This window comes from Nocardia cyriacigeorgica (assembly GCF_029868385.1).
Classification (GTDB): Bacteria; Actinomycetota; Actinomycetes; order Mycobacteriales; family Mycobacteriaceae; genus Nocardia; species Nocardia cyriacigeorgica_F.
Genome location: NZ_JARWNX010000064.1, coordinates 95,624 through 121,574 on the forward strand (window position 1 = coordinate 95,624; position 25,951 = coordinate 121,574).

A 25,951-nucleotide genomic window follows, 5' to 3' on the forward strand; every position below is an offset into this window, starting at 1 on the left:
ATGTCCGCGAGCGGGACGGGTGACGACCGGCCTCAGCGACGCCTACCGATCGAGGTGGTGACCGACATCGCCGATACGCTACGGGGTCAGATGCCGCCCGCTGGAGAAATCACTGCTGGGTGAGACCCGCTCTGCGAGCCAATGCGGCGGCGGTCGCATCCGGGGTCGCCGCTTTGAGTTTGGTGTCGTGATGGTTGACGTCGACCAGATACCGGCCCGCAGCCGGGTGATCGCTACGGATATCGATCCAGCTCAGATAGGTCGGCGGCTGTGATCGGTTGGCTTGTAGGTGAGTCATCACCTTGAGATAGCCCTCGGCACTGCGTGGCGCCCGCAATAAAGCACGAATACGTTCCTCGACAGGCAGCTCGTCATTCCGGGATCGCCCCCAGGAACTCGGCGGTTCCTCACCACGGACACGCGGTGTGTAGCCGGTCATGTCCCCGGCGGCGCCTGGCTCTGCGGGCGGCATCGTCGCGGCGATCTGTTTGGCGAGACTCTGCCGGCGAGTAACGACCAGCTGGATATCCCCGCCGAACTCCACCGTCTGCCCGGACTTCTGGAACAGGATCACGCCGAGTCCGCCGGCAACCGCACCGACTGAACGTGCACGCCTGCCCGATCGGTGTGAGTGGCCCGTACAGATGATCCGCAATTCGGGATCGGCCAGGACGCGCAGGGGGCCGGTGAGATCTGGATCTGCGAACCTCGGATAACGAGCGCTGATCGGGCCGACGAGCTCGGCGTACTCGTCCTCGGTGGTGGCGGATTCGATGATGCTGATCGGATCCGGATACTCGTCGAGCCCGGTCTCGCCCCACACCCACGCGAACTCGTCAGGTGTGAAGGCCCACTTTGTTCTTGTCACCGTCGATCGGCACCCTCAGACGCTTCATCCATCATCGGACCGACTCCCGAGAAGGTGAAAATCTCGGGCTCGGAAGATTTTTCGGCTGGGCCAGAGCCCTCGTCATCCATCATCGGCCCTGTCCCGGACACGCTGAAATGCGTAGAAGTTTCAGTGTCGGAGGGCGGCAGAGGGTCATCCATCATCGGCCCAGCGCCGGAGACGCTGAAGATCTCCGGCTCGCTCGGAGGCTGCGTGGATGCTGAATCATCCATCATCGGACCGGCGCCGGAGACGCTGAATACCTCGGGAGCCTGGGATGCGCTTGCCGGTGCAGCACTTGCACTCGCCGCGGTGTCCACCCCGTGCCAGGAAGCGTCACCCTGGGTGGCCAGGCTCGCAGCTTCGGTGTCGACACCGAAATCTACATCCCAATCATCTTCGGGTGCATCGGTTTCCGGCCGCCGAACATCTGAGGGCTGCGCCGTGGACAGGTTCATGTCCTGCGTCGATCGGCCGGACACTGCCTCATCCGACCCGTAGTTCACCGCCGTCTGATCGGACCAGACGTCCGATTCGGGTGCAAGACCTTCACCGATAACGCCGACCGGGCTGTCGAGTCCCTCGGTCCATTCGTCAGAGACTGTGCGCAGGTAGTCGGGGGCTGAATGCTCGGCGTCATCCTCCCCCGTGCGCCGCCCGCCACCTGGCGCCATCGGCGCCATGGGCATTCCCCGAACTCCGCCAGCCGCACGCGAACCCGCTCCCGCTCCTCCGGGGCCGACACCCGTGCCGACGCCGGACACGCCTGGCCGCGACGAGCCGGGACCACCGGATTCCGAAACCGGCCTACCTGCCCGGTCCGCACCGTCCATTCCGGATCCAGAACCGCCCGGCCCCGAGCTGCCCAACCCGGTTGTGCTCGGTGCGGGCGTCGCGCCAGGTCCGAGACCTGCGGCGGTGGTCGATGCCGGAGCAGTGCCGTCGGCGCCCGGCAACAGTCCTTCGGGGATCCCCAACCCGTCCGGAATACCGAGGCCCTCCAGTCCGGTATTCGGCCCGCCCTGACCATTGTCCGGAGGAGTCTCACCCACCGGTGTTCCGGCATCAGGCCGACCGTTGTCGCTGGAAAGCGGAGGACCGTTGAGACCGCCAGGGCCATTCGGCGCCCCACTGCCCGTGTTACCACCGTCGCCGCTGTTGATCTGCGGAACCTCGATATACGAGGGCACACCGGCCCCCGCCGGAGGAAAGTTCGGCTTGTACAGCGTATTCATCGCCCGCACAGCATCTTGCCGAGCGAGTTCCCTTGCCGCACGGTCACTATCCGCGTACTCCGGGTTGATCAGTCCGGGCGCCGAGGACTGATCCGGGTTGTCGGGGTCGGCCTGAGGGTATGGCGACGCCGCCGGTGGCTGGATCGCTGTCCGCACCGCCTCGGCAGCCCACGACAACGCGTCGAGCCGCAAGTTCACCGAATTGAACACTTGGCCGATCTGGCTCGTACCACTCGCGAACAGGTTCGATGCAGTCTCCGCGGCGTCCGCACTCGCCCCCTGCCACTCCCCCGAACCGAAGATGCGGTTCAGCGCCAGCTTGTTGAATGTGCCGAGATTGATCAGGTCGGTGGCGCATTCCTGCCACACGCGCTGCAAAGTCCGCATACCAGCGGCGTCGATGCCGCCCGGCCCGTGCACCGCCTGGTACATCGCCGCGTGCGTCATGCCTTCGAAGTGTTCGAACGTGCTCACGAAGTCCGGATCGGTCCCGGCGCCCAGCTCCCCGAGACGAGCATCGTCATCTGCTGCGAACCCCAGTGACGTGCGGGCACGGTCGGCAGCGTTCTGTGCGTTCTTCGAGACAATGAGCTCTTGCATCCCCGGAATGGGGATCGAACTCGCTGGTGGTAGCTGCGCTCCCGAGCCATCCTGCCCGCCCATCGCGGTCCCCCTTCACATCCCCTCGACACTGCCCGAACAACACCCCGATCAGGCACATTAACACGCTTCCCAGCACCGCCAAGGTTGACCGGAGTCGCCTGGCAGCCACTGCCACAACTCCGATATTGTTCCGCCGCAGTTGAACATTCACGGCGCGCCGAGCGATCGGCCCGAGCCGAGTAGGGGGACGCCACGATGATCCAGGCCGATATCGACCAGCTCGAGAAGCTGGCGACCACGCTCGATACCGTCAGCGGCGAGATCGACAAGATCGACGTACGCACCGCAGGCGATCAGATCGGTGCGGCGCTGCCCGGCTGCTCGATCGGCCAGGTCTGCGCCCAGACCGGCGAGTTCACCGAGGGCGCCTGGCTTCGAGTCGCTCAGCGCATCCAAGCACTGTCCACACTCGTCAAAGAGTGCGCGGACAACATGCAGATGACCGACGAGGACTTCAAGAAGAAGCTCGACACGATGGACTTCAAGGGCCGGGGGTAGCCAGCGATGCCGACTCGCAACGACATCAACAACTGGAAGCCCGAGAAGCTCTCCGAATGGGCAACCGAGCTCGAGACCGACACCCAGTTCTACGAGACCCAGTTGGGGCAGATCCTCACCCACTTCACCGGGACCACGTGGTCGGGTAAGGCGCATGACGCGGCATCGGACCGGTTCACCGAGGAGCACGACCAGGGGCGCAAACTGTCGCAGGAGGTCCGCGACGTCGCGACAGCCCTCAGGGCCGCGGATCAGCGACTGTCTAACGAGAAGCGGTTGCTGCTCGGGAAGGTCAGCGACGCTGAGAATGACGCGGAGTCACCGATCCCGCTCGTCGTAAGCGATGTGTGGGTGGTGTCATGCACCACTATCGGCGCACATCTGTCGGCGGACGACCGCAAGAAAGCGATCGATAAAGTCAATGCGCACCAGGGGCTCATCAACACGGCCTACCACGCCTTGGTCGGTGCGGTAAGCGAAGTCGGCACCGCGATCACCACCGCAACTCAGGAGATTCGAGTCAGGGGCGACCAACTGGGTGACGGTATCGACGCTCCGACTGCCGCACCGGCAGATTCAGGTGTGATCGGCAAGGAAGATGGGCAGGCAGTGGCCGCTGCGATACGGCCCGACGGCACGGTCGACCCGGCAGTCCTCGACCAGATCGCCAGCAGGCTTCCGCAGGGCATCCTCACCGAGAGTGACATGCAGATCCTTGCGAACGGCGGCGAACTGTCCACTGTGCCCGCGTCGACTCAGCAGTACTACCGGGAGTTCTTCCAGGGCGCTGGCAAAGATGGCGTGCTGGCGTTGAGTGAGCACCTGAAGACGCAAGAGGCCAGCGGCAATCCCGTGGCGTCGGCCCGCAGGGATGCGCTTGCCAACGGGCTGTTGGTTGTGTCGAACGAAAAGATCGGTACTGGGCGAGATACCAACGGGAAACTCCAGTCGCCGGGCGGCTACGAGGCTCTGCCGCAAGATATGCGCGACCTTGTATCCGGCCGCTGGAAGGAGTACGCCGACCTTTCGACCACAGGTGATCAGCCGGAGAAGTTCGCGGAGCTGACCCAACTGGGAGATCTGGTGGCGCAAGCCGACCCAGACATCCCGCCCGGCAAGACGATGGGTGTGGAAATGTCCCGTCAGGCCGCCAGCATGGTCGACTACTTCGATAGCTTTGGCGAAAGCTGGCCGCCGGGTTACACCGAGGACGACGAGAAATCCATCGAATCCGGCGCAAGCAACCTATTGTCCGTCGGCGCACGCAACTTCGAAGCCAACGCCGCGTTGCTCAGCGGCGAAGGCTTGCCGGAGGTCGCCGGACCTTCTCCTACAGCCGGCGAGTACCAGCCGCAACCGTTCAATCGTGACGAGTTCGCAGCGACCGTGTTCGGTCGCGAGTGGTCTGACGATGGCAAGGCCGCAGCAGAGCTGTTCGATTGGACCGCAACCGAAAGTCATGAGACCGGGCCGGACGGCAAGCTCACCGATCAAGCGATCCTGGCGCGGCGGACGATCGCAGAGCTGCCCGAAGTCTTTACACCCATGGAGGATCCGGATTCGCCCGACGGCGCCCCGAGCGTCCATCGAGGCGGTCTCCAGATCGACGCGGACACGTTCAAGAACAACGCCAAGATGTTCGCAGAGAATCCTGCGATGTCTGATGCTCTTGGCAAGGTGATGGGCTCCAACATCGATACCTACGCCACACCTTTTGGCCAGACCATATTTATCGAAGGCGACAACGAAACCCAGCTGGAAACGACCGAAGCTAACCGTCTTCTATTCTTGGCCAGTCAATCCGACCAGGGACGGATGACTCTCGAGGTCTCACGACAGTTGTACGAGAGCAATCTGTTAACCGAGGCCCTTAGAACCGATGACAGCAAGGTGCCATCTGATTTTACTCAACAGTTTGCTGCAATCGCGCAGCTTGATGGACGTATAACGAATGCATCCGAGAATGCCATGACGTTCCAGGATGACAATGCGATCAAGACGTACAATGACCATCAGCTGAGCATCTACGAAACCAAGAAGGCGGCAGCCCAGTTCGTCGCAGACTCAACCATCGGCCTGATCGAGGTGCCACCAACGGCTCCAGGCGGTCCGATAGCGGGTCAGATCGCCGACACGCTGAAAGAGAAGGCGACCGAGTCGGCGATCAATAGCTTTGTACCCGAGCCCGAACTGATGGAAGTCCAATATCCGAATCTCACGGAAATAAACCATCAGGCTTCACGAGATTTCAAGCAAGAGATTCTGAACTCAGCATTCAACGCTGGCCATGAGATCCCACCCGAACTAATGAACCCCCAAACGGGAAAGCCGATTAATGTGACCGAAGAAGGAATGGGTTCGACCCTTCCGAGTACTAAGCATCAAGCGCTCACCGATTTCATCAGCAATGCCGGGCTGGCACAAATAGTTACTGACTACCATCAGACCCACGGAATCGAGGTTCTACAGGGAATCGGGAAGAGTGGATCCAGCTTGGAGATGATCTTGACCGGCAGGGACCCTGGAAAGTGAGCGAAAATTGTGGAATCAAGCTAATGAGTAGGCGTCTGACTTCCGCCCTCGTTGCCGTCGTGGGTTCTTTCACAATGTCATCCTGCGTCCTCTCCAGTGAGGATCCCCCGCGTTACCCGCCATCAGTGAGCAACTGGGAAGTTGTGGGAGACCTCCCGGCCGACCAAAAGAAAATCGCGGAATTTGTGGCCGAATCACTGAACATCGGCAATGATGCAAATTCCAACGGCGATTTGCTCTCCGAATGGGAGAATCGCATAGCTCCCAACTTCAGCGGATCCAGGCCAGGGATTGATGAAACTGGCGGCTTGACCGGAAGAATAATACGAGTATCACCGGGACCGAATGTCGACACGTTCGAAGTGGGCGCTTGCGAGTTCGACACACCTGGACTCTACAGAATCCAGGAAGGTGGCGAACTCAAACCACAGCCTGTACGTATTCTTCCGGTCAAGTATTACGTGATGAGAACCACAAAATGGTCACGAGGCGGGCAGAAGACCACGGAACCGCGCCTCCTACTCTATGCAACCTCCTCCGGAATAGACCTACTACAAGAGTGCAGATCTCTTGAACCCCCACCGCGCACGCGAATCACTCCGACTCCAACGAATGACAACTAGGCCCCTTCGTTTAAGTACCGGGGGCGGCCTGAATCCCGGAGTAACCCAATTGCGTAGTGATTCGGTAGCATTCGGAGCACAGCCTGCTAATCCGGAGTAGCATCAGATATAATCGCCGATATCTCTTCAATTCGATCGCAAGGTTTCTCTGTAGTAAATACCGAGCGAGTACTCTTTGTTACATCCAGGACACCATCTGACGATTGTATCGCTACGCTGCATGACTCATCATGAAGTTCCGGATTTGAGTAGTGCATCGCAGCGCGACCATCGATTGTCAACTCGGTCGAGTTTGTTCCATATCTATCTCGATACTCTTCAAGTGTGATATTTCCCGACCACACCGTCAGCGTCCGAGTCGTCACCTTCTGTCCATGGACCGATTCTTTGAATTCGAAAGAGCACCCGATGAACGAGTAATCATCGAATATGTAGTCGCTTCTTTCCCGACTCCCAGGTTCGAACCCGGCAGCAACAATTTTGTCGTCGCCTACTCCGACACAGGGATCAAACTCGACCTTATCGCGCCCGATGTTGTGTTGAACGGGAGCCGGCTGGACAGAAACCGACAGTTGCGGTGCAGTTGTCGGCGTGGGCGTTCGGGATTCGAGAGCATTGTCGGAATCGCTTCCACACCCCGAAAGGGCCAGCATGAATGCGGCAAGACCTACACCAAACTTGCGATTCATCGCTGTGGACCTTCAGAAGCCGTATCTGCCATGAACCGCATGGTCACAGCGTTCTGCGCGTCAGCATCTTCAAGTAGATTCCCAGCGCGAAGATAGGCCTCCTGCAACTGCATCGCTCCGACAGCCAACTTATTCAGCACGTCGACGCCATCAATAGCCTTCGTTGCGAACCCCTGCTGCAACTGCTTGCCCGACTCGAGGCCGCCGAATCCTGCGGGTCTCGTCGCCTCAGCAAGCTTCTCCCGGATTGCAAGCAGTTCGTTGACTACGCGTCCATACTCAGCGGCGGCCTGCTGGGCGACCTCTGGTTCGTACCGGACTACACCAGACCTTGCGGCCGCGTTGAACGCAGCGATCTGTGCCTGCCCAAAGTTGATGTCTGCCTCTGCCACTCGTCTGCCCCCGTTCCCGTGGTTTACGCCGACGCTATCAGAAGCGGCTCGGCCATCCACCTGGAGGGAGTTGGCGAGCCCGGGTTGCGCCGGCCGGTCAACGGCCAGCCTCGATTCCAGCCAACCCGACGCGATTGCTCCAGCTGCGGACTTGTGCGTGGCCAGTGCCTGCCGGTCAGGCAGTTGAGGGCAGGCCGGGCGCGATTTGTTCCGCCAGACTGCCTGCGCGCACACATACGTCGGTACTGCCAGGGTTCAATTTTGGCGTCGGATTGACTCCGGGATTCGCTCGTGGAGCCACATCCTAGACTTCGATTTGGAGGCTGCCGCCTTTCATATCGGCATTCACCACACACGCGATGTTGATCAGGTAGAGGTTCGGACGTCTCAAGATCGCCCGCCGCCTGCGATGGTGAACTCATGTGCAGCCGGAAGCTCGCTGCGGCGGCTCTGGGTCCACAGGGCGACGTCGACGGTGAGCACAGTCGTGGTGACCTCCACGCGATGGCTGTTCGTCCGAACCCACCGGCAGCCCCGGAACTTCATCCACGGATCTTCGACCACGCTTACAGGCAGGCGTGACTCGCCTTCGACGGGCTCCTTGCTGTGCAACTGCTCTGCGTCCAGCACACCCTGCGGCACGTCTTGACATGAGTTGTATCCCTGTGGCACCTCCGCGGCAAATGACAACAAGGGCATACTCGGTTCCGTGCCGCGCGTTGATGAGCCGCACCCGACCAAAGCAGGTAGCCCAACCAGAAGACCCGCCATCACTAGCGTGCCGACGCTCGATCGCATAACCCCCATCTTCTCGTCGCATTCTTAGATGTACGCCCACGAGTCCTTAGACTCACTACCTGCGCTTACTGGCAATACTTATGCGGCCTCGAAGTCGCCAATGCCAACACCGTCGACGAATGCTTCCCACTCTCCTGCGCTGAAGTCCAGGACAACATCACCTGCGCTGACAGTCACGCCATCTGTGTGGCGCTTGATTTGTGGCGTTCCTGTCGTTTCGCGTGTTGCCCCATCGACTGCTGAGTTTAGGAACTCGGGCCAAGTATCCATGGGAATCGCGATAATTGGCTGCTCCAGAGGATCATTCGCTGGATCGCGCAGGTACTTGCTGTCCCGAACGAGCACCACGGCACCATCGAACCGAACCTCGACGCAATTCTGGTTGGCGTTGGACCGGGATGACTTGATCCAGCGACCGTCCAGATTCCGAGCGGTGTTCGTGGTGCTCATAGGCGTGATCATAGCTGGCTGGCCGACCGCTCTATCAGGGCTAGAGACTCATCGCGCCCCAACGCCATCGTCCGGGCCTTACCGTAAACGTACGACAAGTCACGGACGAGTGCGTCGTTGTCGCTGGTCTCGCTCGAGACTGCGGCCTCCTGCCAGGCCAACGTCGGGAGCTTCGTGCTCTCGAAGTCCACCAGGTGGAATGTCCCACCGCCCAATGCATTACCCTCCTCCGATTCGAATGGGATAACGCGCAGGTCGAGGTTCTCCTCATGCTTCTCCACCAGGTCGATGAGGCTGAGGAGCTGTTCGCGGAGCACTTCAGAGCCACCCGTTCGATGCACCAAGGCCGCCTCTCCGACCACCGCTGTCAGCTGTATCGCATCGGGTCCGCCCAGCCGGCGCTGGCGCTGCATGCGCACATCAACACGCTGCTCGACCTCAGCGGGCCGCACATTCCCTGGTGTCGACGCGATGAGAGCGCGCGCGTATCGCTCGGTTTGCAGCAAGCCGGGGATCAACACACCTTCGAAGGTGCGGAGGCTCTGCGCGCCGTGCTCGAGCCCGATCAGTCGCAGTTGCTCAGGGCCGAGCATCCCGGAGTATCGACTCCACCAGCCACGCTCCTTGGCGGTTACGCGGAGTCCGAGTAACTCCTGCTTCTCGTCTTCATCGAACTCGAACCAATCGAGCAGGGACCGAAGTTTGTCTTCGGATAGGAGGTTCCGCTCTCCCTCGATGTGGGACCAGTACCCGCTGGAGATACCGAGCTTCTTCGCAATCGTGGCCGGGCTGACCTCGAGCTCTTTCCTGCGGTCGCGTAGCCGAAGCATGAGCTCCCATCGGGCGACGATCGGCGACGCTGGGGCCATGGTTCGACTCCTTCCGCTAAGGGCGACCAGAACCCTATCCGACGATCAACTCCATCTCAACAATCCATTGACTTCTAGTTTATAGAAGACATACTGGTAGCAGCTTCGCCTCTGCTCTCTCGCTTGTGCTGCTTCACAGCATCGTTGGACGACCGCCCACCCACGTGCGCAAGATTGCGACCCCGATATGGCGACGTGGGCCGATCCCAAGGAACTGGCATGCTCACACTGCCCTCGAAAGACCTTGTCCTGGAGGCCTGCTCAGGGACGATCCATCAACCACATCCGGTGCTGGAGGCTGCCTACGAACTCGCCGCGCTACATGAAGCTCGACCAGAGGCAACCGCCGTCGCCCTGGGCGAGACGAACTCTGAACGAGTCATCTTGATGCAGCGCGTCGACCGGTGGGTCGCCGGATTCATGCCCGCCCCGCTTGGCGCCGCCTACATGCACACGGAAACCATGGGTGCGGTTGTCGATCGGTTGGCTCGATACTCCGTTCTCGCCCACGCGGCCCTCACCCGCGACACCAGGCCATGGGAACTGCACTTCGCCTGGCAGCGACTTGCCGAGCTGTCACTCGGCTATGGCGACCTGTCGTTCGAGCTTGCCAGCGGTGCTCGTCGCCTGCCGGACCTCACTGGGGCGCCATGAGCGGCGCTACAGGATTGCCGACAACGCTCTGACCTCAATCACCTATACGACATGCCCTCCCCACTCGTGGGCACTCCCCGAGTAGGGAACGGCATTTTTCCGGCCGCAGCCGACATGCGGCAGTAACTCATCGGTCACTCAGTTTCACCCCGGGAAACGTTGCGCTACTGCTTGTTTCGATCTCAGGATTTACCAAGCGACGGGTCGTACAGTTGAACGTATGACTCCGGCCTTCGAAGATATGCCCCTGCGCGATCTCGTCGGACTGCTCACCGACGAGGAGCAACGAGAACTACGCCCGTCGGTGCTACGGGTGCTCAACCGCCTACCCGACCAAGAGGTGTTACGTCGTGAACTCGGTAGGCGTATGACAAACGCGTAGACCAGCAGCATCCCGTCGGCCAAGCAAAGGGCGGCGTTCGTCATTCGACGAGCGCCGCCCTTCGTCAGCTCAGCGGCCCAATAATCTTGCCGATCCGGTTGAGCGATGGCCTCCGCTCACCCGGAGATCAGATCGGCGAACGACACATCGACCGGCACCGGGTCCTCCATCGTCAGGCGACGAGTGTGTAGGTAGACCAAGTGGTAACGCCCGTCGGACAAGCGGAACTCTTCGATCTGGGAGATCCCGTCACCGGATTCGTTGGGATACACGATCAGGTAGGCCGGAATGCCCGCAGCTGCATAGACCGCCTTCTTCTCGACGGTGTCGGTCCGGAAGGAGCTGTCCGGTGAAACGATCTCCACCACCAGCACAGCGTCTCCGGCGTAAAGACGCTCGTCATCCTCCAAGCAGTGGTACACGGTCACGTCCGGTCGACGAAGGCTCAGCGGAACATCGCTGAGCCGTACGTCGACATCCGTTTCGACCATCAAACAGGGCTCAGGCTTACGGCCACTCTCCAGTGACGCCGCGATTCTGCGCGCCACCCGGTTGTGCAGCCGAGACGGGCTCTCGCATTTCACGATATGCCCGTCGACCACCTCGATTGTGCGGCTGAAATCGGCAGGCAGCGCCTCGTATTCCGCCGCAGTGATCTGCTCGGGAATCCACCGGTACCAATCGCTCGGGGCGCCGCTCGTCATGCCGACGAGCGTACCGTCAGACTTACAACAGTCCAGCCTGCTCAGAAGACCCGCAGCTGCCCCGGCATCCACAACCCGTGGCGCGAAGCGGTGCCGGTGTCCAGTTCGGCCGGAGTCGCGTCGTAGTACTGGTCGTAGCGTTCCAGGGAACCCCAGTCGCGGGCCCAGTCGTCCTTCAGGTAGGTCGGCATGGTGACCGACTTGGCCAGCATCTGGGAGAAGCCGAGGGGGCCGCCGAATTCTTCGGCCTGCCAGGTGTTGGTGGAGCTGATGGCGAGGGGGCGGTCGGGCAGGATGCGGTAGCGCGGGACCTCGGCGACACCGTTGTGGTGAGCGAAGGGGCGCTGGCAGGGGAATTGGAGGCCGACGGCCCAGTCCAGCAGCACCGGCTGTTCGGAGCCGATGAAGCTGTTGATGGACTCCAGCGTCGGCACCCGCGGCGGGGTGAAGGCCAGCCACTGGTCGCCGATGAGGATCGGATCGTTGGCGACGATGCGCACCGCATCGGCTTCGGGTGCGATTTCGTCCAGCGGCACCCGCAGATTGCGCCAGGACGGGAACGGGCCGATATCGCGCGGCAGGTAGGTGCCGAGCGGGGTGACGCTGCCGTCGGGCTGGCGCTTGCCGTAGTCGACGGTCAGCGACTGGCCGTACTGCATGGCGCCGGTGTCGTCGTAGGACAGGATGCGACCGGCGGCGGAGATGACGATCAGCGGCTTGTCCTCGGAACGCTCGGGCAGCCCGTACCAGCTCGAGGTCACGAAGGCCGGCTGCTGCACGCCGTTCTGGTAGCTGCCGAGCACGGGCGTCGACGCCGGGTCGAGCCCGAACGGCAATGCCACGGTGCTGCCGTTGACACCCTGCGCACCCTGACCACCACCGGTGCCCGCGCTCTGCCCCTCGGCGAAGGCGGCGCCGACCGACTGGGTGGAGGTGTTGCCGGTACCCGGCTTCACCTCGACCGCGTCGGCGGACAGATCATCGGGCACACCGTTGGGATCGAAGCCCACCGGATCGACACCGGCCAGCGGATCGTTCGGGTTGGTGGGCGGGGTCGCCGGATCGATGATCGGGTTGAGCCGTCCCCCGTTGGGGTCCGCCTCGACGAGCACATCATTGGCCAGACCACAGCTGTCACCGGAGAGCGCGTCGATGTTCGAACGTGCCAACGAATAGCCCGGATACTGCGAATACGCGCCCTTGACCAGTGACAGCACCTCGAACAGCACCATCGCGGCGGCGACGACGGTGAGCGGGATCGCGGCGAACTTGCGAATCCGCCTACCGCGCGCCGTCTTGGCCGAACTCGGCGGCTTCGCATAGCCCTCGCGCAGCGTATGCCAGGCCACCAGCGCGAGCGCGAGCCCGAACAGGATGAGCATCACCGTGTTCGACTGGATACCGCTCACCGAGACCCGCTTGTCGAACCACGGCACACCGAAACTGGACACATACCAGTAGCCGTTGATCCCGGAGAACGCCACCGCGAGCACGAACAGCAGCCCGGCCAGGAAGATCGCCCGGTTCTTACGGGCCCGCAGAGCGCTGGCCGATACCGCGACCGCTGTCACCGCTGCCAGCGAACCGGCGATACCGGCGTAGGCGCCGAAGTGGTGGGTCCACTTGGTCGGGTTGAACATCATGAAGAAGATGGTTCCGAACACCACGCCCATCAACCGCCAGGTCGGTGCGCTGGCGATACCGGGCACCCGGCGCCGCCGCAGCAGCACCAGCATGGTGGTGAACAGGCACAGCAGCATCACCAGGAACGCGAACCGGCGCGAGACCGAACCGTCGACGGTCTCCACGAACAGGTAGTAGTAGCGCAGGTAGTCCTCGTACCAGGCCAGGTTCGGGCCGGTCAGCTGGCGCACCCGGTTGGCTTCCTGGATACCGGCGAAGGTCTGATCGCTGTAGACGACCGTCAAGACCAGCAGACCGGCGGCCGCGATCGGCGCGAGCAACGGCAGCGTGCCGTGTTCCTTGCGTTTGCGCACCACGATCCGCACCAGCGGGCGGATACCGGCCAGCAGGGCCGCGATACACATCAGGCCGGTGGGTGCTGCGGCCAGTGTGAACGCGGCGACCAGTACCGCGACACCGGCGGGCAGCAACCGGCCGGTCGCGATGGCCCGCTCGATCGACACCCAGGTCAGCAGCGCGCCGAGCGCGACGATCGGCTCCGAACGTAGGCCGTTGTCGAACGGCAGCCAGAACGCGAGGAACACCAGCCCGCCGGTCCACAGCGCCACCCGGCTGCTGCGCACACCGCGACCGAGACGCGGCACCACCTCGCGGCTGATCACCATCCAGCACAGAATCGCGCACACCAGCGCGGGCAACCGCACCCACGGGCTGGCCGTGGAGATCTCGGCGAAGAGCTGGATGACGTAGTAGTACCAGCCGAACGGCGCCTCGGGCACGCCGTACCAGCGGAAGTAGTTGGCCATATAGCCCGCGTCCGGTGCGACCCGGACCATGCTCAGGATGTAGCCGTCGTCGGAGGTATTGGCGCCGACGAAATGCCAGACCAGCAGCGTGCCGATGACGGCGCCGTCGGCCCAGGTCGGTTTGAACCAGTGCGAGGGCAGGAACCGTCGATGGCCGCGACCGTCGCTGGTGTCAAGACGCGCCAGCGCCGCCAACGCGATCAGGGTGCACAGCACGGCGGCGATCATCGCGATCATCTTGATCGCGGTGGGCGTGGAGCTGTACCGGGTGTCGATCTCCATATCGAAGGCCAGGCCCGCGGGCACCGCGCCCTCGAGGTCGGAGAACACGCCGACCACCTGGGGGCGCAGATCACCGAGCAGCTGGCCCTCGACCGGCTGCCCGGTCTCGGTGGTCAGCCCGTCGAAGACCGCGTGCGTCCGGTCGATATCGGAGGTGATGGTGATGCTCGTGCACCCGGCGAGTTCGGAACGCTGCGCCGAGGCCACCACGGCATTGCGGTCGACCACATCCACCGAGCTGTCCGAGACCCGGACGAACAGGGCCTCCAGTGCCGCCTGATCGCCCTGCGGCGGCGCGGTGGCCAGCAGCATCCCGCCCTGCGGCGGCAACTGCTCGATCGCCGAACACGGAATGGTCGCGCTCAGCTCGATGGGCACCTGCGACATCAGCGGTGCCTGCACATTGCCGAGCTGACCGTGCTGCGGCCAGCTCAACGTCGCCGTCGTCTGCGATACCGGTAGGAACGGCGTGGCCAGCGCGAACAGGGCGCCGAGCACGCCCGCGAGCAGCGCGATGAGCCGCGCGGTCCGGAAATCGCGCGGAGCGACCTGCGGGGCGGGCGGCGTCTCCGGCAAAACAGCGACTGCATCTGACACGGTTGGGAAGTCTAGAGCGCGGCCTTCGACAAGGCGTGTCCAGTAGGACATTGCCTCTTCGCAGCAGCCTCGAATGCCACCCCTTCGCAGCAGCCTCGCATGCCATCAGCACCCGGACCACTCGACCCGACCCCGGACGGGCGACCCCGAGGAGCCCGGTTCGCGGCCGTCTCGCGTTTCCGTGGCCGCCGCGCCCGCGACGAAGGAGCAAGCGGTGGCCACGGAAACGCAAGACACACAGGGCCGCGAACCCGCCGCGCCAGCGGCAAATCAAACCCAGCATGGAAAGCTGTGGGTATGACAAAGGTGAATCTCGAGACGAACTACGGAACCATCGGGCTGGAGCTGGACGACGCCAAGGCGCCGAACACGGTGAAGAACTTCCTGGAGTACGTGAACGCCGGGCACTACGACGGCACCATCTTCCACCGCGTCATCCCCGGCTTCATGATCCAGGGCGGCGGCTTCGACGCCGATATGAAGCAGAAGCCGACCAACGCTCCGATCCAGAACGAGGCGGGCAACGGCCTCAAGAACGACCGCTACACCGTCGCCATGGCACGCACCAACGACCCGCATTCGGCGACCGCGCAGTTCTTCGTGAACGTGGCCGACAACGACTTCCTCAACCACACCCAGCCCGCAGGCCAGGGTTGGGGCTACGCGGTGTTCGGCACCGTCACCGAAGGCACCGAGGTGGTCGACAAGATCGCCGCCGTTTCCACCTCCTCGCACGGCGTCCACCAGGACGTTCCGGCCGAAGCCGTGGTGATCGAATCCGCGAAAGTCGCTGCGTAGGACCTGCGCTGGCGCGGTTCGCGACCCTCGATGTCTCGCGTTTCCGCCGCCCGCTACTTATCTGGCGGGCGCGGAAACGCGAGCCGGCCGCGAACTGCGATGCTCGGTCTCGCTTCGCCCGAAAAACGGGCCGTTACCGACCGATGGATGTGATACCTCGGCGGTCGACGCCCGCTACGGCTGCCTGATCACAGCGGCAGCAGATGATGTTTGCGCGGGCTGCGCACGATGGTCTTGTCCCGCAGCAACTGGAGGGCCTTGCGCAGTTCCAGGCGCGTCGACGACGGCTCGATGACGGCGTCGATATAGCCGCGTTCGGCCGCCACCCACGGTGTGGCGACGGTGGCGTTGTAGAAGTCGATCATCTGCTGACGGATCACCGGGCGCTGCTCCTCCGGCGCGGCCGCGATCTGCTTACCGCCGATCAGGCTCACCGCGCTCTCGGCGCCCATCACCGCGATCCGCGCGGTCGGCCAGGCCAGGTTCACGTCGGCGCCGAGCTGTTTGGAACCCATTACCGCGTATCCGCCGCCGTATGACTTGCGGATCACCACGGTCACCTTGGGCACGGTCGCCTCGACGAAGGAGAACAGGAACCGGCCACCGCGCTTGATGACGCCGATCTTCTCCTGCTCCACCCCCGGCAGGAATCCGGGCGTATCGACCACGAAGACCAGCGGAATCTCGAAGGCATCGCACATCCGCACGAAATGCGCCGCCTTGTCCGAGGCCCGCGCATCCAACGCGCCCGCGTAGACCATCGGCTGGTTGGCCACCACACCGACGGTGCGGCCGTCGACCCTGGCGAAGCCGGTGATCATATTGCGTCCGGCCGTCGCGCCGATCTCGTGGAAATCGCCGTCGTCGAAGATGCGCAGCAGGATGTCGTGCATGTCGTAACCGGCATTGTCCGAATCGGGGACGATCCCGTTCAGCTCCCGGTCCGAATCGGTGATCTCCGGCTCCAGACCGGGATTCACGATCGGCGGCTGCTCCTGGCAGGAGGTCGGCAGATAGCCGAGGTAGGCGCGCACCCATTCGAAGGCGGCCTTCTCGTCCTCGGCGACGTGGTGGATATTGCCGTACTGGGCCTGGCTGTTGGCCCCGCCGAGTTCCTCGAGGCTCACTTCCTCGCCGGTGACCTCACGGATCACCTTGGGGCCGGTGACGAACATGTACGCCTCTTCGGTCGCCACCACCACATCGGTGTTGATCGGGGCGTACACCGCACCACCGGCGCATTTGCCGAGAATCATCGAGATCTGCGGCACCAGACCCGACAGCGGTTCCTGGCGGCGGCCGAGTTCGGCGTACCAGGCCAGCGACGTCACCGCTTCCTGTACCCGCGCACCGCCGGAGTCGTTGATACCGACGACCGGGCAGCCGACCTTCTCGGCGTACTCCATGATCCCGGCGACCTTGCGGCCGAACATCTCACCGACCGAACCGCCGTAGACGGTCTGATCATGGGAGAACACCGCGACCGGACGGCCGCCGACCAGGCCGTGCCCGGTGACCACGCCATCGCCGTAGAGCGCGTCGGGGTCGCCCGGTTTACGCACCAGCGCACCGACTTCCACGAAGGTGCCCGGATCGAGCAGCATGTTGATCCGGTCGCGGGCGCTGGGAATCCCCTTCTTCGCCCGCTTGGCCACCCCCGCTCCGCCCGCGGGTTCCTGCGCCAGCTCGAGGCGTTTACGCAGGTCCGCGAGTTTCTCGGCAGTAGTGCTCACTTGGCCCCTTTCGCCTCGATTTCCGCGAGCTTCGCGGACAGGTCCGCACCGATCTTTCCGATGCGTGGTTCATCGATGATCTGTAGGTGGTCACCGGCGATATGGATGACCTCGAGGTTGGGCACGTACTCGTCCCAGCCGCCGTTGGGCAGCCGGTCGGCGTAGCGCGGCTCCAGTTCGAGCATGCCGTCGTGGTAGCGGTCGGCGAGGTAGAGCACCACGTCACCGTCGTAACGTGTCGGGCGCACCTTCTGTAGTGCTCGGTTCTCGATCCACGACGTGCGCTGATGTTCGAGCACACCGCCCGGGATCTTGGCGCCGGTCATCTTGACCAGGTCCGTGACGATCTTGATCTGGTCTTCGTCGGAAGCCGCCGCCAGCTCCTCGAGCTGCTCGTCGGGCAGCTCGCCCTCGACACCGTAGGTCTTCTTCGCGAAGGCCTGGTAGCGCTGCATGCGGCGGACCCGCTCCTGCGGGCTGTCGTCCTCGGGCTCGGTCGGGATCGCCAGATCGATCAGGCCGACCACACGGACGTCCGCGCCCTCGGCGCGCAGGATCTGCGCGACGGCCATCGCCAGCACCGCACCCAGCGACCAGCCGTAGAGCACGTACGGTCCGTCACCCTGGATCTTGCGCAGCTCCGGGACATACTGGCGGGCACGTTCGTCGATCTCGCCGTCGACGCGCTCGAGGCCATACATCGGCGTGGTCTCGGGCAGCTTCTTCAACAGCGGTTCGTACACCAGCGTATTGCCGCCGGAAGGATGGAACACGAACACCGGCACGGCATTCGAACCTTCGGCGCGCGGGCGCAGCGGGCGGATGAACCCGTCCACATCGGCGCCGCTGTCCTGCAATCTGCGCACCACGTCGGCGAGTTCTTCGATGGTCTCGGAATCGAGCACATCATCGATGGTGACTTCCGCGCCGACCCGCTCGGTCAGCCGTGCGGCCAGCTTCTCCGCGGTGTCCTCATCGAGGATCGGCAGGGTATTGAAGATGCCCTTGGCGGATTTTCCGGTGACGACCGCCCAGGTGGCGAAGGTCAGGCGTTCGGCGGCGTCGCGCGGGGGGACGTCGTCTTCGGTCTCGGTGGCGCCGCCGCCGAAGATCGCGGCCGCCGCGACGGGCTCGGCCTTCGCCGCCGACTCCGCTTCCGCGACAATCTTTTCCGCTTCGGCCTCGACGGTCGTGTTCTCGGCGTCGGTCTTCGGCGCCGACTCACCCGTGGCCGCCTGCACCACCGCGGCCGGGTCCTCGCCCGCCTCGAGCGCGGCCCGCGCGGCGGCAACGAAACCCTCGTCGACGGTGACGTCTTCGCCCGCCGCCTGACGTTCGGCGATGGCCTGCACCTCGTCACGATGCTCGATGGCGTAGCGCAGCACCTTGCCGACCTCGTGCAGACTGGCGTCGCGCACGGCCTGGATCTGTAGCTGCGGGATATCGAATTCGTATTCGACGCGGTTCTTGATGCGCATGGCCATCAGCGAATCGAGGCCGAGTTCCATCAGCGGGATCTCCATCGGCAGATCCTCGACGGCATAGCCCATCGATTCGGCGACGATCAGCGCGAGCCGTTCCTCGACGGTCTGGGAACCGTTGGGATCCCAGCGGTCACCGAAGGATTCGACGACCTCGACCTCGGCGGCCGCGGTGGTCTCGGCGGGAGCGGCCGCGACCGCGGCGGCGGGTTCGGGCAGCGCGGCGCCGGAGGTGACGACGGCGTCGAACAGCAAACGGAACCCGGCGCCCTCGCGGGCGTGCACCTGCACCGACGCGCCACCGGGATGCGGGGTCAGCGTGGTGGTCAGTGTGCCGGAGGCGGGCGGTGCGCTGTGTGCGATCGACGCGCCGAGCGCCACCTCGCCGAGCACCTGCGCGGCAGCCGAATTCACCAGTGCGGCCAGATCGGCGACCGCACCGGCCTGCACCTCCCACACATGCCTGCCGTCCGGTAGCGCGACATGCGCACCGGGCGCCCGGTTGTTGCCACCGGCGGACATGGTGGCCTTGGGCCAGTACTCCTTGCGCACGAACGCGGTGCGCGGGATGTCGGCGTACTCGCCCGCGGGCAGCAGCGACGGCAGGTCGACGGCGTGACCGTGCACGTACAGCTGCGCCAGCGCCGAGATCACACCGGCCGATTCGTCTTCCTTGCGCTTGAGCGTCGGAATGAGCTGCGCATCGTGCAGCCCGGCCGCGAAGGTGGTGCCGAGCACCTGCATCAGCGCCACCGAATTCGGCGCCAACTCCAGGAAGGTGGTGTGGCCGGAATCGACGGCGAGCTTCACCGCATTGGTGAAGTACACGCTGTGGCGCATGTTCTTGACCCAGTAGTCCTCATTGTGGACCGGGTCGTGACCGGCGGGATAGAACTGTTCCTTGTCGACGGTCGAGTACAGGCCGACCGTCATCTTCGTCGGCTCGATACCGGCCAGCTCGGCGGCCAGTTCACCGAGCAGCGGATCCATCTGCGAGGTGTGGCCCGCGCCGCGGGTTTGCAGCACCCGAGCGAACTTGCCCGATTCCTCGACCCGCGCGACGATCTGGGCGACCTGTTCCTGCGGACCGCCGATCACGGTGTTGGTCGGCGCGGCATACACCGCCACCTCGACATCGGGGAACTCGGTGAGCAGTTCGGCCACATCGGCGGCGCTCAGTTCCACCAGCGCCATATTGCGCACATCGTCATCGGTGATCATCTGCTCGCCCTCGCCCATCAGACGCGAGCGGGCGCAGATCACGCGCACCGCGTCTTCCAGCGACAGACCGCCGCTGATGTAGGCACCGGCCACCTCACCCATGGAGTGGCCGACCACGGCGGCTGGTTCGGCGCCGTGGGCGCGCAGCAGCGCGGCGAGACCGAGCTGAATCGTGAAGATACCGACCTGTGAGGTGCCGACGTTGTAGTCCTGGGCATCGTCGAGGATCATCTCCCGAATCGAGTACCCGGCCTCGTCCTGCACCAGCTCGTCGACCTCGTCGACGGTGCGGCGGAAGATCGAATTCTCTTGGTAGAGCTGCTTACCCATCTTGCGGTGCTGTGCGCCGAAACCGGCGAACACCCACATCGGAGCCTTGATGGCGGGGGCGTCGGCGGTGAACACACCGGTGCCGGGCTTGCCGGCCGCGATGGCGCGCAGACCCGCGACGGCCTCGGCGTGATCCTTGGCCAGCACCACACCGCGCGAACGCCAGTGGCTGCGCTTGGCCAGCGACCGCGCGACATCGGCGAGCGGCGTCTCGGCGCCCCGCTCGGACTCGAGCCAATCGGCCAGTTCGGCGGCGGCGCGGCGACGGCGTGAGGGCAGATAACCCGAGACGGGCAGGATCACCGGCAGCGGCTCGGCTCGATCGGCGGACCATTCGGCTTCTACCGCAACGGTTTCCGCGACCGGGTTCGCCCGCTCGGCGGCTTCGGACTCGGCGACGATGCCCTCGGCCTCGGCGACCACATCGGTCGTCTCGACATCGGTATCGGCGGCATCGGTGCTCGGCGCCGCCGCGGCATCCGCGGGCACATACTCCTGCAACACCACATGCGCGTTGGTGCCGCCGAAGCCGAAACCGGAGATACCGACGGTGGCGGTGCCGCTGTAGCGGGGGAATTCGGTCGGCTCGTCGACGACCTTCAGCCGCGCCTGCTCGAACGGGATGAACGGGCTCGGACCCGCGTAGTTGATGTTCGGCGGCACCACATTGTGCTGGAACGCCATGATCACCTTGGCCAACGCGGGTACACCCGCACCCGACTCGAGGTGACCGAAGTTGGTCTTGACCGAACCGAGCAGCGCCGGCTTATCGGCGTCACGGCCGCGGCCGATCACCCGGCCGAGCGCATCGGCCTCGATCGGATCACCGATCGGGGTGCCGGTGCCGTGCGCTTCGATGTAGTCGACGGTGGACGGCTTGATACCGGCGTCGCGGTAGGCGCGGCGCAACACATCGGCCTGGGCGTCCGGGTTCGGCGCGAGCAGACCGTTGGAGCGGCCGTCGTTGTTGACCGCCGAGCCCTTGACCACCGCGTAGATGTGGTCGCCGTCGCGTTCGGCGTCGGCGAGACGTTTGAGCACGACCAGACCGGCGCCCTCGGAACGGACCATGCCGTCGGCGTCGGCGGAGAAGGCCTTGATATGGCCGTCCTTGGCGACACCGGGCGCGAACCCCAGCGTCGTCATCGGCATCAGCAGCATGTTCACGCCACCGGCCAGCGCCAGATCGGCATCGCCCTCACGCAGCGCGCGCACCGCCTGATGCACCGCGACCAAGGTGGACGAGCACGCGGTGTCGACGGTGACCGATGGGCCGCGGAAATCGTAGAAGTAGGAGACGCGGTTGGCGATGATGCCGTTGGAGCTGCCCATGATCGCGTACGCCTCGGCGGAGGCGGGCAGGGTCGGATCGGGGTCGCTGAGCCCGAGCGCGGCGATCATCTGGAAGTCGCTGGTGGAGGAGCCGATGAACAGGCCGACCGGCGCGCCCTTGAGTTCGCTCGCCGGAATCCTCGCGTGCTCGAGCGCCTCCCAGGTGAGCTCCATCATCAGCCGCTGCTGCGGATCGACGCGCTCCACCTCGATCGGCGACATCGCGAAGAACTCCGCGTCGAAACCCTTGACCACGTCCTGGTCCAGGTAGCCGCCGAGCGTATTGCCCTCGGCCACCGCCTTGGCGACCGCGGGTTCACCGAGGAATTCCGACCAGCGACCTTCCGGGAGCTCCCGGATCGCGTCACCGCGGTTCATCAGGAATTCCCAGGTCGATTCCGGGGTGTCGCCCGCACCCGGCAGCCGGGTGGACAGGCCGACGATCGCGATATCGTGCGCCTCGCCAGGGGCGTATCCGGCCGTGTAGGACAGTTCGTCGCCCGACTCGGCGGGCAATTCCGGCTCACCGTTGACGATGACATCGGCCAGCGAGGCGATCGTCGGATGCTGATAGACCACCGTCGGGTTCAGGATGACGCCGGTGAGTTCCTCGATATCGCCGCCGAGCGCCATCGCATCACGCGAGGCCAGACCGAATTCCTCCATCGGCCGGTCGACGGTGATCTGCTCGAGCTGCTGACCCGTCGCGTCCGCGACCCAATTGCGCAGCCATTCCTGCAACTCCGCCACGGAGATATCCGGGTTCGCCGGTGCGCCGGACGAGGCCACGGGGGCAGCCGCTTCGGCATCCGCGCCTGGATCGACGGGAAGGTTGTCGGTCGTCTCGGGTGCCATGCCCTCGTTCTCAGCCATCAATCCTCAAGCTACCTGTAAGCGCGCTGGGCGCGGCGGCGAATGGGCACCGTCGCCCATCTCTCTACGACGCCCGGCGGCGGGCATCGATCGGTCGAACACGAAGTCTCTCGAACAGCCATATCGGTCGACGACCCGGCCACTGTTTCAGCCGGCTACCGACTCGAACAGGGCACTCGGCCCGCCGCGGCACAACCGCGACGGGCCGGACAACTCAATCCTCGGGGGCGTCCGGGAAGGCTTGCTGGGTGTAGCCACCCCGCAGGGTGCCCCCGATGTACTCGGCCTTGCAGGCGCGGCGGGCGATCTTGCCGCTGGAGGTGCGCGGGATCGAGCCCGCGGGCACCAGCAGCACATCGCGGACGGTGACGCCGTGGCGCTGCGCGACGGCCGCGCGCACCGCGTCGGCGATCGGCTGCGGATCGGCCTTGCCCGCACCCGGACCACGCTCGCCGACGATGACGAGTTGCTCGGAGGCGTCGTCGGCGTCGAACTTCAGCCCGGAATGGCTGCCCTGTTCGAAGACGATGGCGGGCAACTGGTTGGCGGGCACCGAGAACGCCGCGACGAAACCGGGCCGCAGCGCCTTGCTGGCCTCCTGCGCGGAGAACTCCAGATCCTGCGGGTAGTGGTTACGTCCGTCGACGATGACCAGGTCCTTCACGCGGCCGGTGATGTAGAGCTCACCGTCGAAGTAGACGCCGTAGTCGCCGGTGCGCATCCAGTTGCCATCGGGGGCGGAACCCTCGGCGTGGCTGCCCTCGCGCTGGCGTTCGGTGAGCTTGTTCTGGAAGGTCGCCGCGGTCTCGTCGGGGCGGCCCCAGTAGCCGATGCCCATATTGTTGCCGTGCAGCCAGATCTCACCGACCCGGCCGTCGGGCAGCTCATGGCCGCCACCATCGGATTCGACGGTCTCCGGGTCCACGATCACGGCCCACTGCGACAGCGCCACATACCCGCAGGACACCTGCGCGATGGCGTTCTCGGCGCCCGGATCCACCTTGACCATGCGGCCCGCGTTCAGCTCATCGCGGTCGACGTAGGTGACCTTGGCCTCGTCCTCGGCCTTGGTCGCGGAGACGAACAGCGTCGCCTCGGCCATGCCGTAGCAGGGCTTGATGGCGGTCTTGGGCAGACCGTACGGCGCGAACGCCTCGTTGAACTTCTTCATCGACGAGGTGGTGACCGGCTCGCTGCCGTTGATCAGGCCGATGACATTGGACAGGTCCAGCGACTCGCCGTTCTTCGGCAGACCACGCGCCGCGGCATGCTCGAAGGCGAAGTTCGGGGCGGCCGCGAAGGTGCCCGCGCCATCGGAGACCGCGGCCAATTCCTTGATCCAGCGGTACGGACGCCGCACGAACGCGCTCGGCGACATGATGGTGATGTACTTGCCGCCCACCGCGGGCAGGATCACCGTGAGCAGGCCCATATCGTGGAACAGCGGCAGCCAGGTGACGCCGCGGGAATTCCAGTCCAGGTTGATCGCGTCGACCATCTGCAACAGGTTGGTGCCCACCGCGCGGTGGGTGATCTCCACACCGGCCGGGACTCGGGTCGAACCCGAGGTGTATTGCAGGTAGGCGATGTCATCGACGGCGATATCCGGGCGAACCCAACTGTCCCCGACGCTGTCGGGAATGGCGTCGACGGCGATGATGCGCGGGCGCTGGGCGGCGGGCAGACCACGGAAGAACTGGCGCACCCCGGCCGCGGAGGAGCTCGCGGTGAGGATGGCCGACGGCTCGCAGTCACCGAGCACGGCGTGCAACCGGTCGGTGTGACCGGGCTCGTCGGGATCGAACAGCGGCACCGAGATATTGCCCGCGTAGATGGCGGCGAAGAAGGAGATCACATAGTCGAGGCCCTGCGGTGCGAGGATCGCGACCCGGTCACCCGGGTTGGTCACCTGCTGAAGGCGGGCGGCCACCGCGCGCAGGCGCACCCCGAATTGCTGCCACGTCAGCTCGTGCACCTCACCGTCTCGCTCACGCGAGTAATCGATGTAGCGGTACGCGAGCGTGTTCGCGTCATTGCGTGTGTGCTTCTCGACGTGATCGACCAGGGTCCGATCCTCGGGAATTGTGATGTTCCCGCTCTCGTCCAGGTAATCGTCGAAAGTCTCGTCCATTCCTTCTCCTCCGAGGCACACGCAGCCAGACGACGACATTCGCCGCTGTTCCCTGTGAGGCCCCGACTCGCTTTCGCCCGCGGGAGCCCGGTCTGCACCGGGACGGCCCAGCAGTTTTTTGTTGCGGTCTGCGCGGTGACCGCCTATCGGCTAGATGTTCTCAAACCAGAGACATGTTACAGAGAAGAGCCAATCACTCGTCCCGCAGCAAGGGAATCACCGGTGCGAACGCGTCCATCTGGGTGGGGAACACGCCGACATAGGACATCCCTGTGAGTTGCCGCACCCGACGGATCTGGCCGGCGATTTCCTCGAACGAACCGATCGCGACATAAGGCGAGTTCAAGATCTCCTCGACCGAGAGCTGCACGTCGACCTCGAGATCGGGATGCAGCCCGCGGTCGATGGCGGCCAACGCCATCTCGGCGGTCTTCTCCCGGTCATCGGTAATGACGATCGCGGTGATCGCCCAGTTCAGCTCGATCTGATCGAAGCGCGCACCCGCGGCTTCCTTGATCAGATTCACCTTCTCCAGGGTCTTCTCCATGGTGATACCGGAGAGCAGACCCTTGCCGTTCTTGGTGGTGACCGGAACGACGGAGACGATATCGGCGTGCTTGGCGGCCAGCCGCAGCATCTTGGGGCCACCACCGCCGGTACAGATCGGCGGGCGCGGGCCCTGCCGCGGTCGCGGCGTGCCCTTGATGCCACGCACCTGGTAGTACTTGCCCTCGAAGGTGCACTCCTGGCCGCGCAACAACACGTCAAGGATGCTCAACGCCTCATCGAGCTTGGCCAGGCGAACACCGGGGGAATCGAACTCCAGACCGGCGGCCTGGAACTCGTCGGCCTTCCAGCCCGCGCCGAGGCCGACCTCGAGCCGGCCCTTGGACAGCACATCGATGGTGGCCAGATCCTTGGCGAGCACGACCGGATTGCGGAACCCGTTCGCCAGCACCGAGGTGCCGAGCCGGATCCGCTCGGTGGCCTGCGTCAACGCGCCGAGCGCGGCGATCGGGCCGATCTGGTCGCCGAGGTGATCCGGGACGACGAAGGTGTCGTAGCCGTACTCCTCGGCCTGCTGCGCCGTCTGGATGAACTTGCGGGCTCCGCCCTCTTGCTTGTTTCCCTCACCCGCAGCCGCGAAGCGGAACGGACGCAGCGGCGAACCCAGCGCGCTCAACTCACCAGCCGGTGCGGCGGCTTCAGTCATGAACTCATGCTCCTGGCTATCGGAAATTGCCTGCGCGGGCCCACCGGCCGTGCAGGGGCGGGCGCGCGATCATCAGCGCACTTTACAGCCTGACGGCGGGCACCGGCCGCGCCGTCCGACGTTGTGGGGACC

Annotated in this window: 18 protein-coding genes; 5 read left to right on the forward strand and 13 right to left on the reverse strand. The window is 64.5% G+C overall.

Going from position 1 to position 25,951, the window contains the following annotated elements:
- Positions 1-109: 109 nt before the first annotated feature.
- Positions 110-868: an ESX secretion-associated protein EspG gene (locus tag QH168_RS25890; RefSeq protein WP_280468474.1), complete on the reverse strand. Its 759-nt coding sequence runs from the start codon at positions 866-868 to the stop codon at positions 110-112.
- Positions 865-2,787, reverse strand: a complete 1,923-nt coding sequence (locus tag QH168_RS25895; protein ID WP_280468475.1) for a hypothetical protein — start codon at positions 2,785-2,787, stop codon at positions 865-867. The genes QH168_RS25890 and QH168_RS25895 overlap by 4 nt, the downstream gene beginning before the upstream one ends.
- Before the next feature lie 195 nt (positions 2,788-2,982).
- Here QH168_RS25895 and QH168_RS25900 point away from each other — a divergent pair, with 195 nt between their 5' ends.
- Positions 2,983-3,285: a hypothetical protein gene (locus QH168_RS25900; protein ID WP_280468476.1), complete on the forward strand. Its 303-nt coding sequence runs from the start codon at positions 2,983-2,985 to the stop codon at positions 3,283-3,285.
- A gap of 6 nt (positions 3,286-3,291) precedes the next feature.
- On the forward strand, positions 3,292-5,817 hold the full coding sequence (locus QH168_RS25905; protein ID WP_280468477.1) for a hypothetical protein: 2,526 nt from the start codon (positions 3,292-3,294) through the stop codon (positions 5,815-5,817).
- Positions 5,818-6,526: 709 nt separating this feature from the next.
- Here QH168_RS25905 and QH168_RS25910 read toward each other — a convergent pair.
- From QH168_RS25910 to QH168_RS25930, 5 genes are all read right to left on the reverse strand, one after another.
- A complete protein-coding gene (locus QH168_RS25910) occupies positions 6,527-7,129 on the reverse strand; it encodes a DUF3558 domain-containing protein (RefSeq protein WP_280468479.1) in 603 nt (200 codons plus the stop codon).
- Positions 7,126-7,521 (reverse strand): hypothetical protein, encoded by a 396-nt coding sequence (locus QH168_RS25915; RefSeq protein WP_280468481.1) that lies wholly within the window; start codon positions 7,519-7,521, stop codon positions 7,126-7,128. Before QH168_RS25915 ends, QH168_RS25910 begins: the two co-directional genes overlap by 4 nt.
- A 387-nt stretch (positions 7,522-7,908) precedes the next feature.
- Positions 7,909-8,220 (reverse strand): hypothetical protein, encoded by a 312-nt coding sequence (locus QH168_RS25920; RefSeq protein ID WP_280468482.1) that lies wholly within the window; start codon positions 8,218-8,220, stop codon positions 7,909-7,911.
- 177 nt (positions 8,221-8,397) lie between these two features.
- Entirely contained in the window at positions 8,398-8,769 is a 372-nt protein-coding gene (locus QH168_RS25925; protein WP_280468484.1) for a DUF397 domain-containing protein, read from the reverse strand.
- A gap of 8 nt (positions 8,770-8,777) precedes the next feature.
- Positions 8,778-9,638, reverse strand: a complete 861-nt coding sequence (locus tag QH168_RS25930; RefSeq protein WP_280468485.1) for a helix-turn-helix domain-containing protein — start codon at positions 9,636-9,638, stop codon at positions 8,778-8,780.
- 219 nt (positions 9,639-9,857) lie between these two features.
- Between QH168_RS25930 and QH168_RS25935 the strand changes: the two genes are divergently transcribed.
- Positions 9,858-10,292 (forward strand): DUF4254 domain-containing protein, encoded by a 435-nt coding sequence (locus QH168_RS25935; protein WP_280468486.1) that lies wholly within the window; start codon positions 9,858-9,860, stop codon positions 10,290-10,292.
- 220 nt (positions 10,293-10,512) lie between these two features.
- Entirely contained in the window at positions 10,513-10,674 is a 162-nt protein-coding gene (locus QH168_RS25940) for a hypothetical protein (protein ID WP_280468487.1), read from the forward strand.
- A 116-nt stretch (positions 10,675-10,790) separates the two neighbouring features.
- Here the strand turns inward: QH168_RS25940 and QH168_RS25945 are convergent, their stop codons facing one another.
- Positions 10,791-11,378 (reverse strand): Uma2 family endonuclease, encoded by a 588-nt coding sequence (locus QH168_RS25945; protein WP_280468488.1) that lies wholly within the window; start codon positions 11,376-11,378, stop codon positions 10,791-10,793.
- A gap of 41 nt (positions 11,379-11,419) precedes the next feature.
- The gene (locus tag QH168_RS25950) at positions 11,420-14,758 is read right to left on the reverse strand and encodes an arabinosyltransferase domain-containing protein (protein WP_280468489.1); all 3,339 of its coding nucleotides are present in this window, start codon (positions 14,756-14,758) and stop codon (positions 11,420-11,422) included.
- A gap of 246 nt (positions 14,759-15,004) precedes the next feature.
- Between QH168_RS25950 and QH168_RS25955 the strand changes: the two genes are divergently transcribed.
- Positions 15,005-15,505, forward strand: a complete 501-nt coding sequence (locus tag QH168_RS25955) for a peptidylprolyl isomerase (RefSeq protein WP_280468490.1) — start codon at positions 15,005-15,007, stop codon at positions 15,503-15,505.
- Between the two features lie 188 nt (positions 15,506-15,693).
- On the opposite strand, the gene QH168_RS25960 is transcribed toward QH168_RS25955, so the two are convergent.
- The 4 genes from QH168_RS25960 to QH168_RS25975 form a co-directional block, all read right to left on the reverse strand.
- A complete protein-coding gene (locus QH168_RS25960) occupies positions 15,694-17,238 on the reverse strand; it encodes an acyl-CoA carboxylase subunit beta (RefSeq protein ID WP_280468491.1) in 1,545 nt (514 codons plus the stop codon).
- The gene (gene pks13, locus QH168_RS25965; RefSeq protein ID WP_280468493.1) at positions 17,235-22,475 is read right to left on the reverse strand and encodes a polyketide synthase Pks13; all 5,241 of its coding nucleotides are present in this window, start codon (positions 22,473-22,475) and stop codon (positions 17,235-17,237) included. The genes QH168_RS25960 and pks13 overlap by 4 nt, the downstream gene beginning before the upstream one ends.
- Positions 22,476-22,689: 214 nt before the next feature.
- Positions 22,690-24,606 carry a long-chain-fatty-acid--AMP ligase FadD32 gene (gene fadD32 / locus QH168_RS25970; protein ID WP_280468495.1) on the reverse strand — a complete coding sequence of 639 codons (1,917 nt, stop codon included), beginning with the start codon at positions 24,604-24,606 and terminating at the stop codon, positions 22,690-22,692.
- Between the two features lie 193 nt (positions 24,607-24,799).
- The gene (locus QH168_RS25975; protein ID WP_280468496.1) at positions 24,800-25,819 is read right to left on the reverse strand and encodes an LLM class F420-dependent oxidoreductase; all 1,020 of its coding nucleotides are present in this window, start codon (positions 25,817-25,819) and stop codon (positions 24,800-24,802) included.
- Between the last annotated feature and the right edge of the window lie 132 nt (positions 25,820-25,951).

Coding starts and splice junctions, on each gene's coding strand:
- QH168_RS25925 (WP_280468484.1), bottom strand. CDS start 8,769: ATGAGCACCACGAACACCGCTCGGAATCTGGACGGTCGCTGGATCAAG.
- QH168_RS25895 (WP_280468475.1), bottom strand. CDS start 2,787: ATGGGCGGGCAGGATGGCTCGGGAGCGCAGCTACCACCAGCGAGTTCG.
- QH168_RS25945 (WP_280468488.1), bottom strand. CDS start 11,378: ATGACGAGCGGCGCCCCGAGCGATTGGTACCGGTGGATTCCCGAGCAG.
- QH168_RS25955 (WP_280468490.1), top strand. CDS start 15,005: ATGACAAAGGTGAATCTCGAGACGAACTACGGAACCATCGGGCTGGAG.
- fadD32 (WP_280468495.1), bottom strand. CDS start 24,606: ATGGACGAGACTTTCGACGATTACCTGGACGAGAGCGGGAACATCACA.
- QH168_RS25940 (WP_280468487.1), top strand. CDS start 10,513: ATGACTCCGGCCTTCGAAGATATGCCCCTGCGCGATCTCGTCGGACTG.
- QH168_RS25935 (WP_280468486.1), top strand. CDS start 9,858: ATGCTCACACTGCCCTCGAAAGACCTTGTCCTGGAGGCCTGCTCAGGG.
- QH168_RS25910 (WP_280468479.1), bottom strand. CDS start 7,129: ATGAATCGCAAGTTTGGTGTAGGTCTTGCCGCATTCATGCTGGCCCTT.
- pks13 (WP_280468493.1), bottom strand. CDS start 22,475: ATGGCTGAGAACGAGGGCATGGCACCCGAGACGACCGACAACCTTCCC.
- QH168_RS25975 (WP_280468496.1), bottom strand. CDS start 25,819: ATGACTGAAGCCGCCGCACCGGCTGGTGAGTTGAGCGCGCTGGGTTCG.
- QH168_RS25950 (WP_280468489.1), bottom strand. CDS start 14,758: ATGTCCTACTGGACACGCCTTGTCGAAGGCCGCGCTCTAGACTTCCCA.
- QH168_RS25905 (WP_280468477.1), top strand. CDS start 3,292: ATGCCGACTCGCAACGACATCAACAACTGGAAGCCCGAGAAGCTCTCC.
- QH168_RS25930 (WP_280468485.1), bottom strand. CDS start 9,638: ATGGCCCCAGCGTCGCCGATCGTCGCCCGATGGGAGCTCATGCTTCGG.
- QH168_RS25900 (WP_280468476.1), top strand. CDS start 2,983: ATGATCCAGGCCGATATCGACCAGCTCGAGAAGCTGGCGACCACGCTC.
- QH168_RS25920 (WP_280468482.1), bottom strand. CDS start 8,220: ATGCCCTTGTTGTCATTTGCCGCGGAGGTGCCACAGGGATACAACTCA.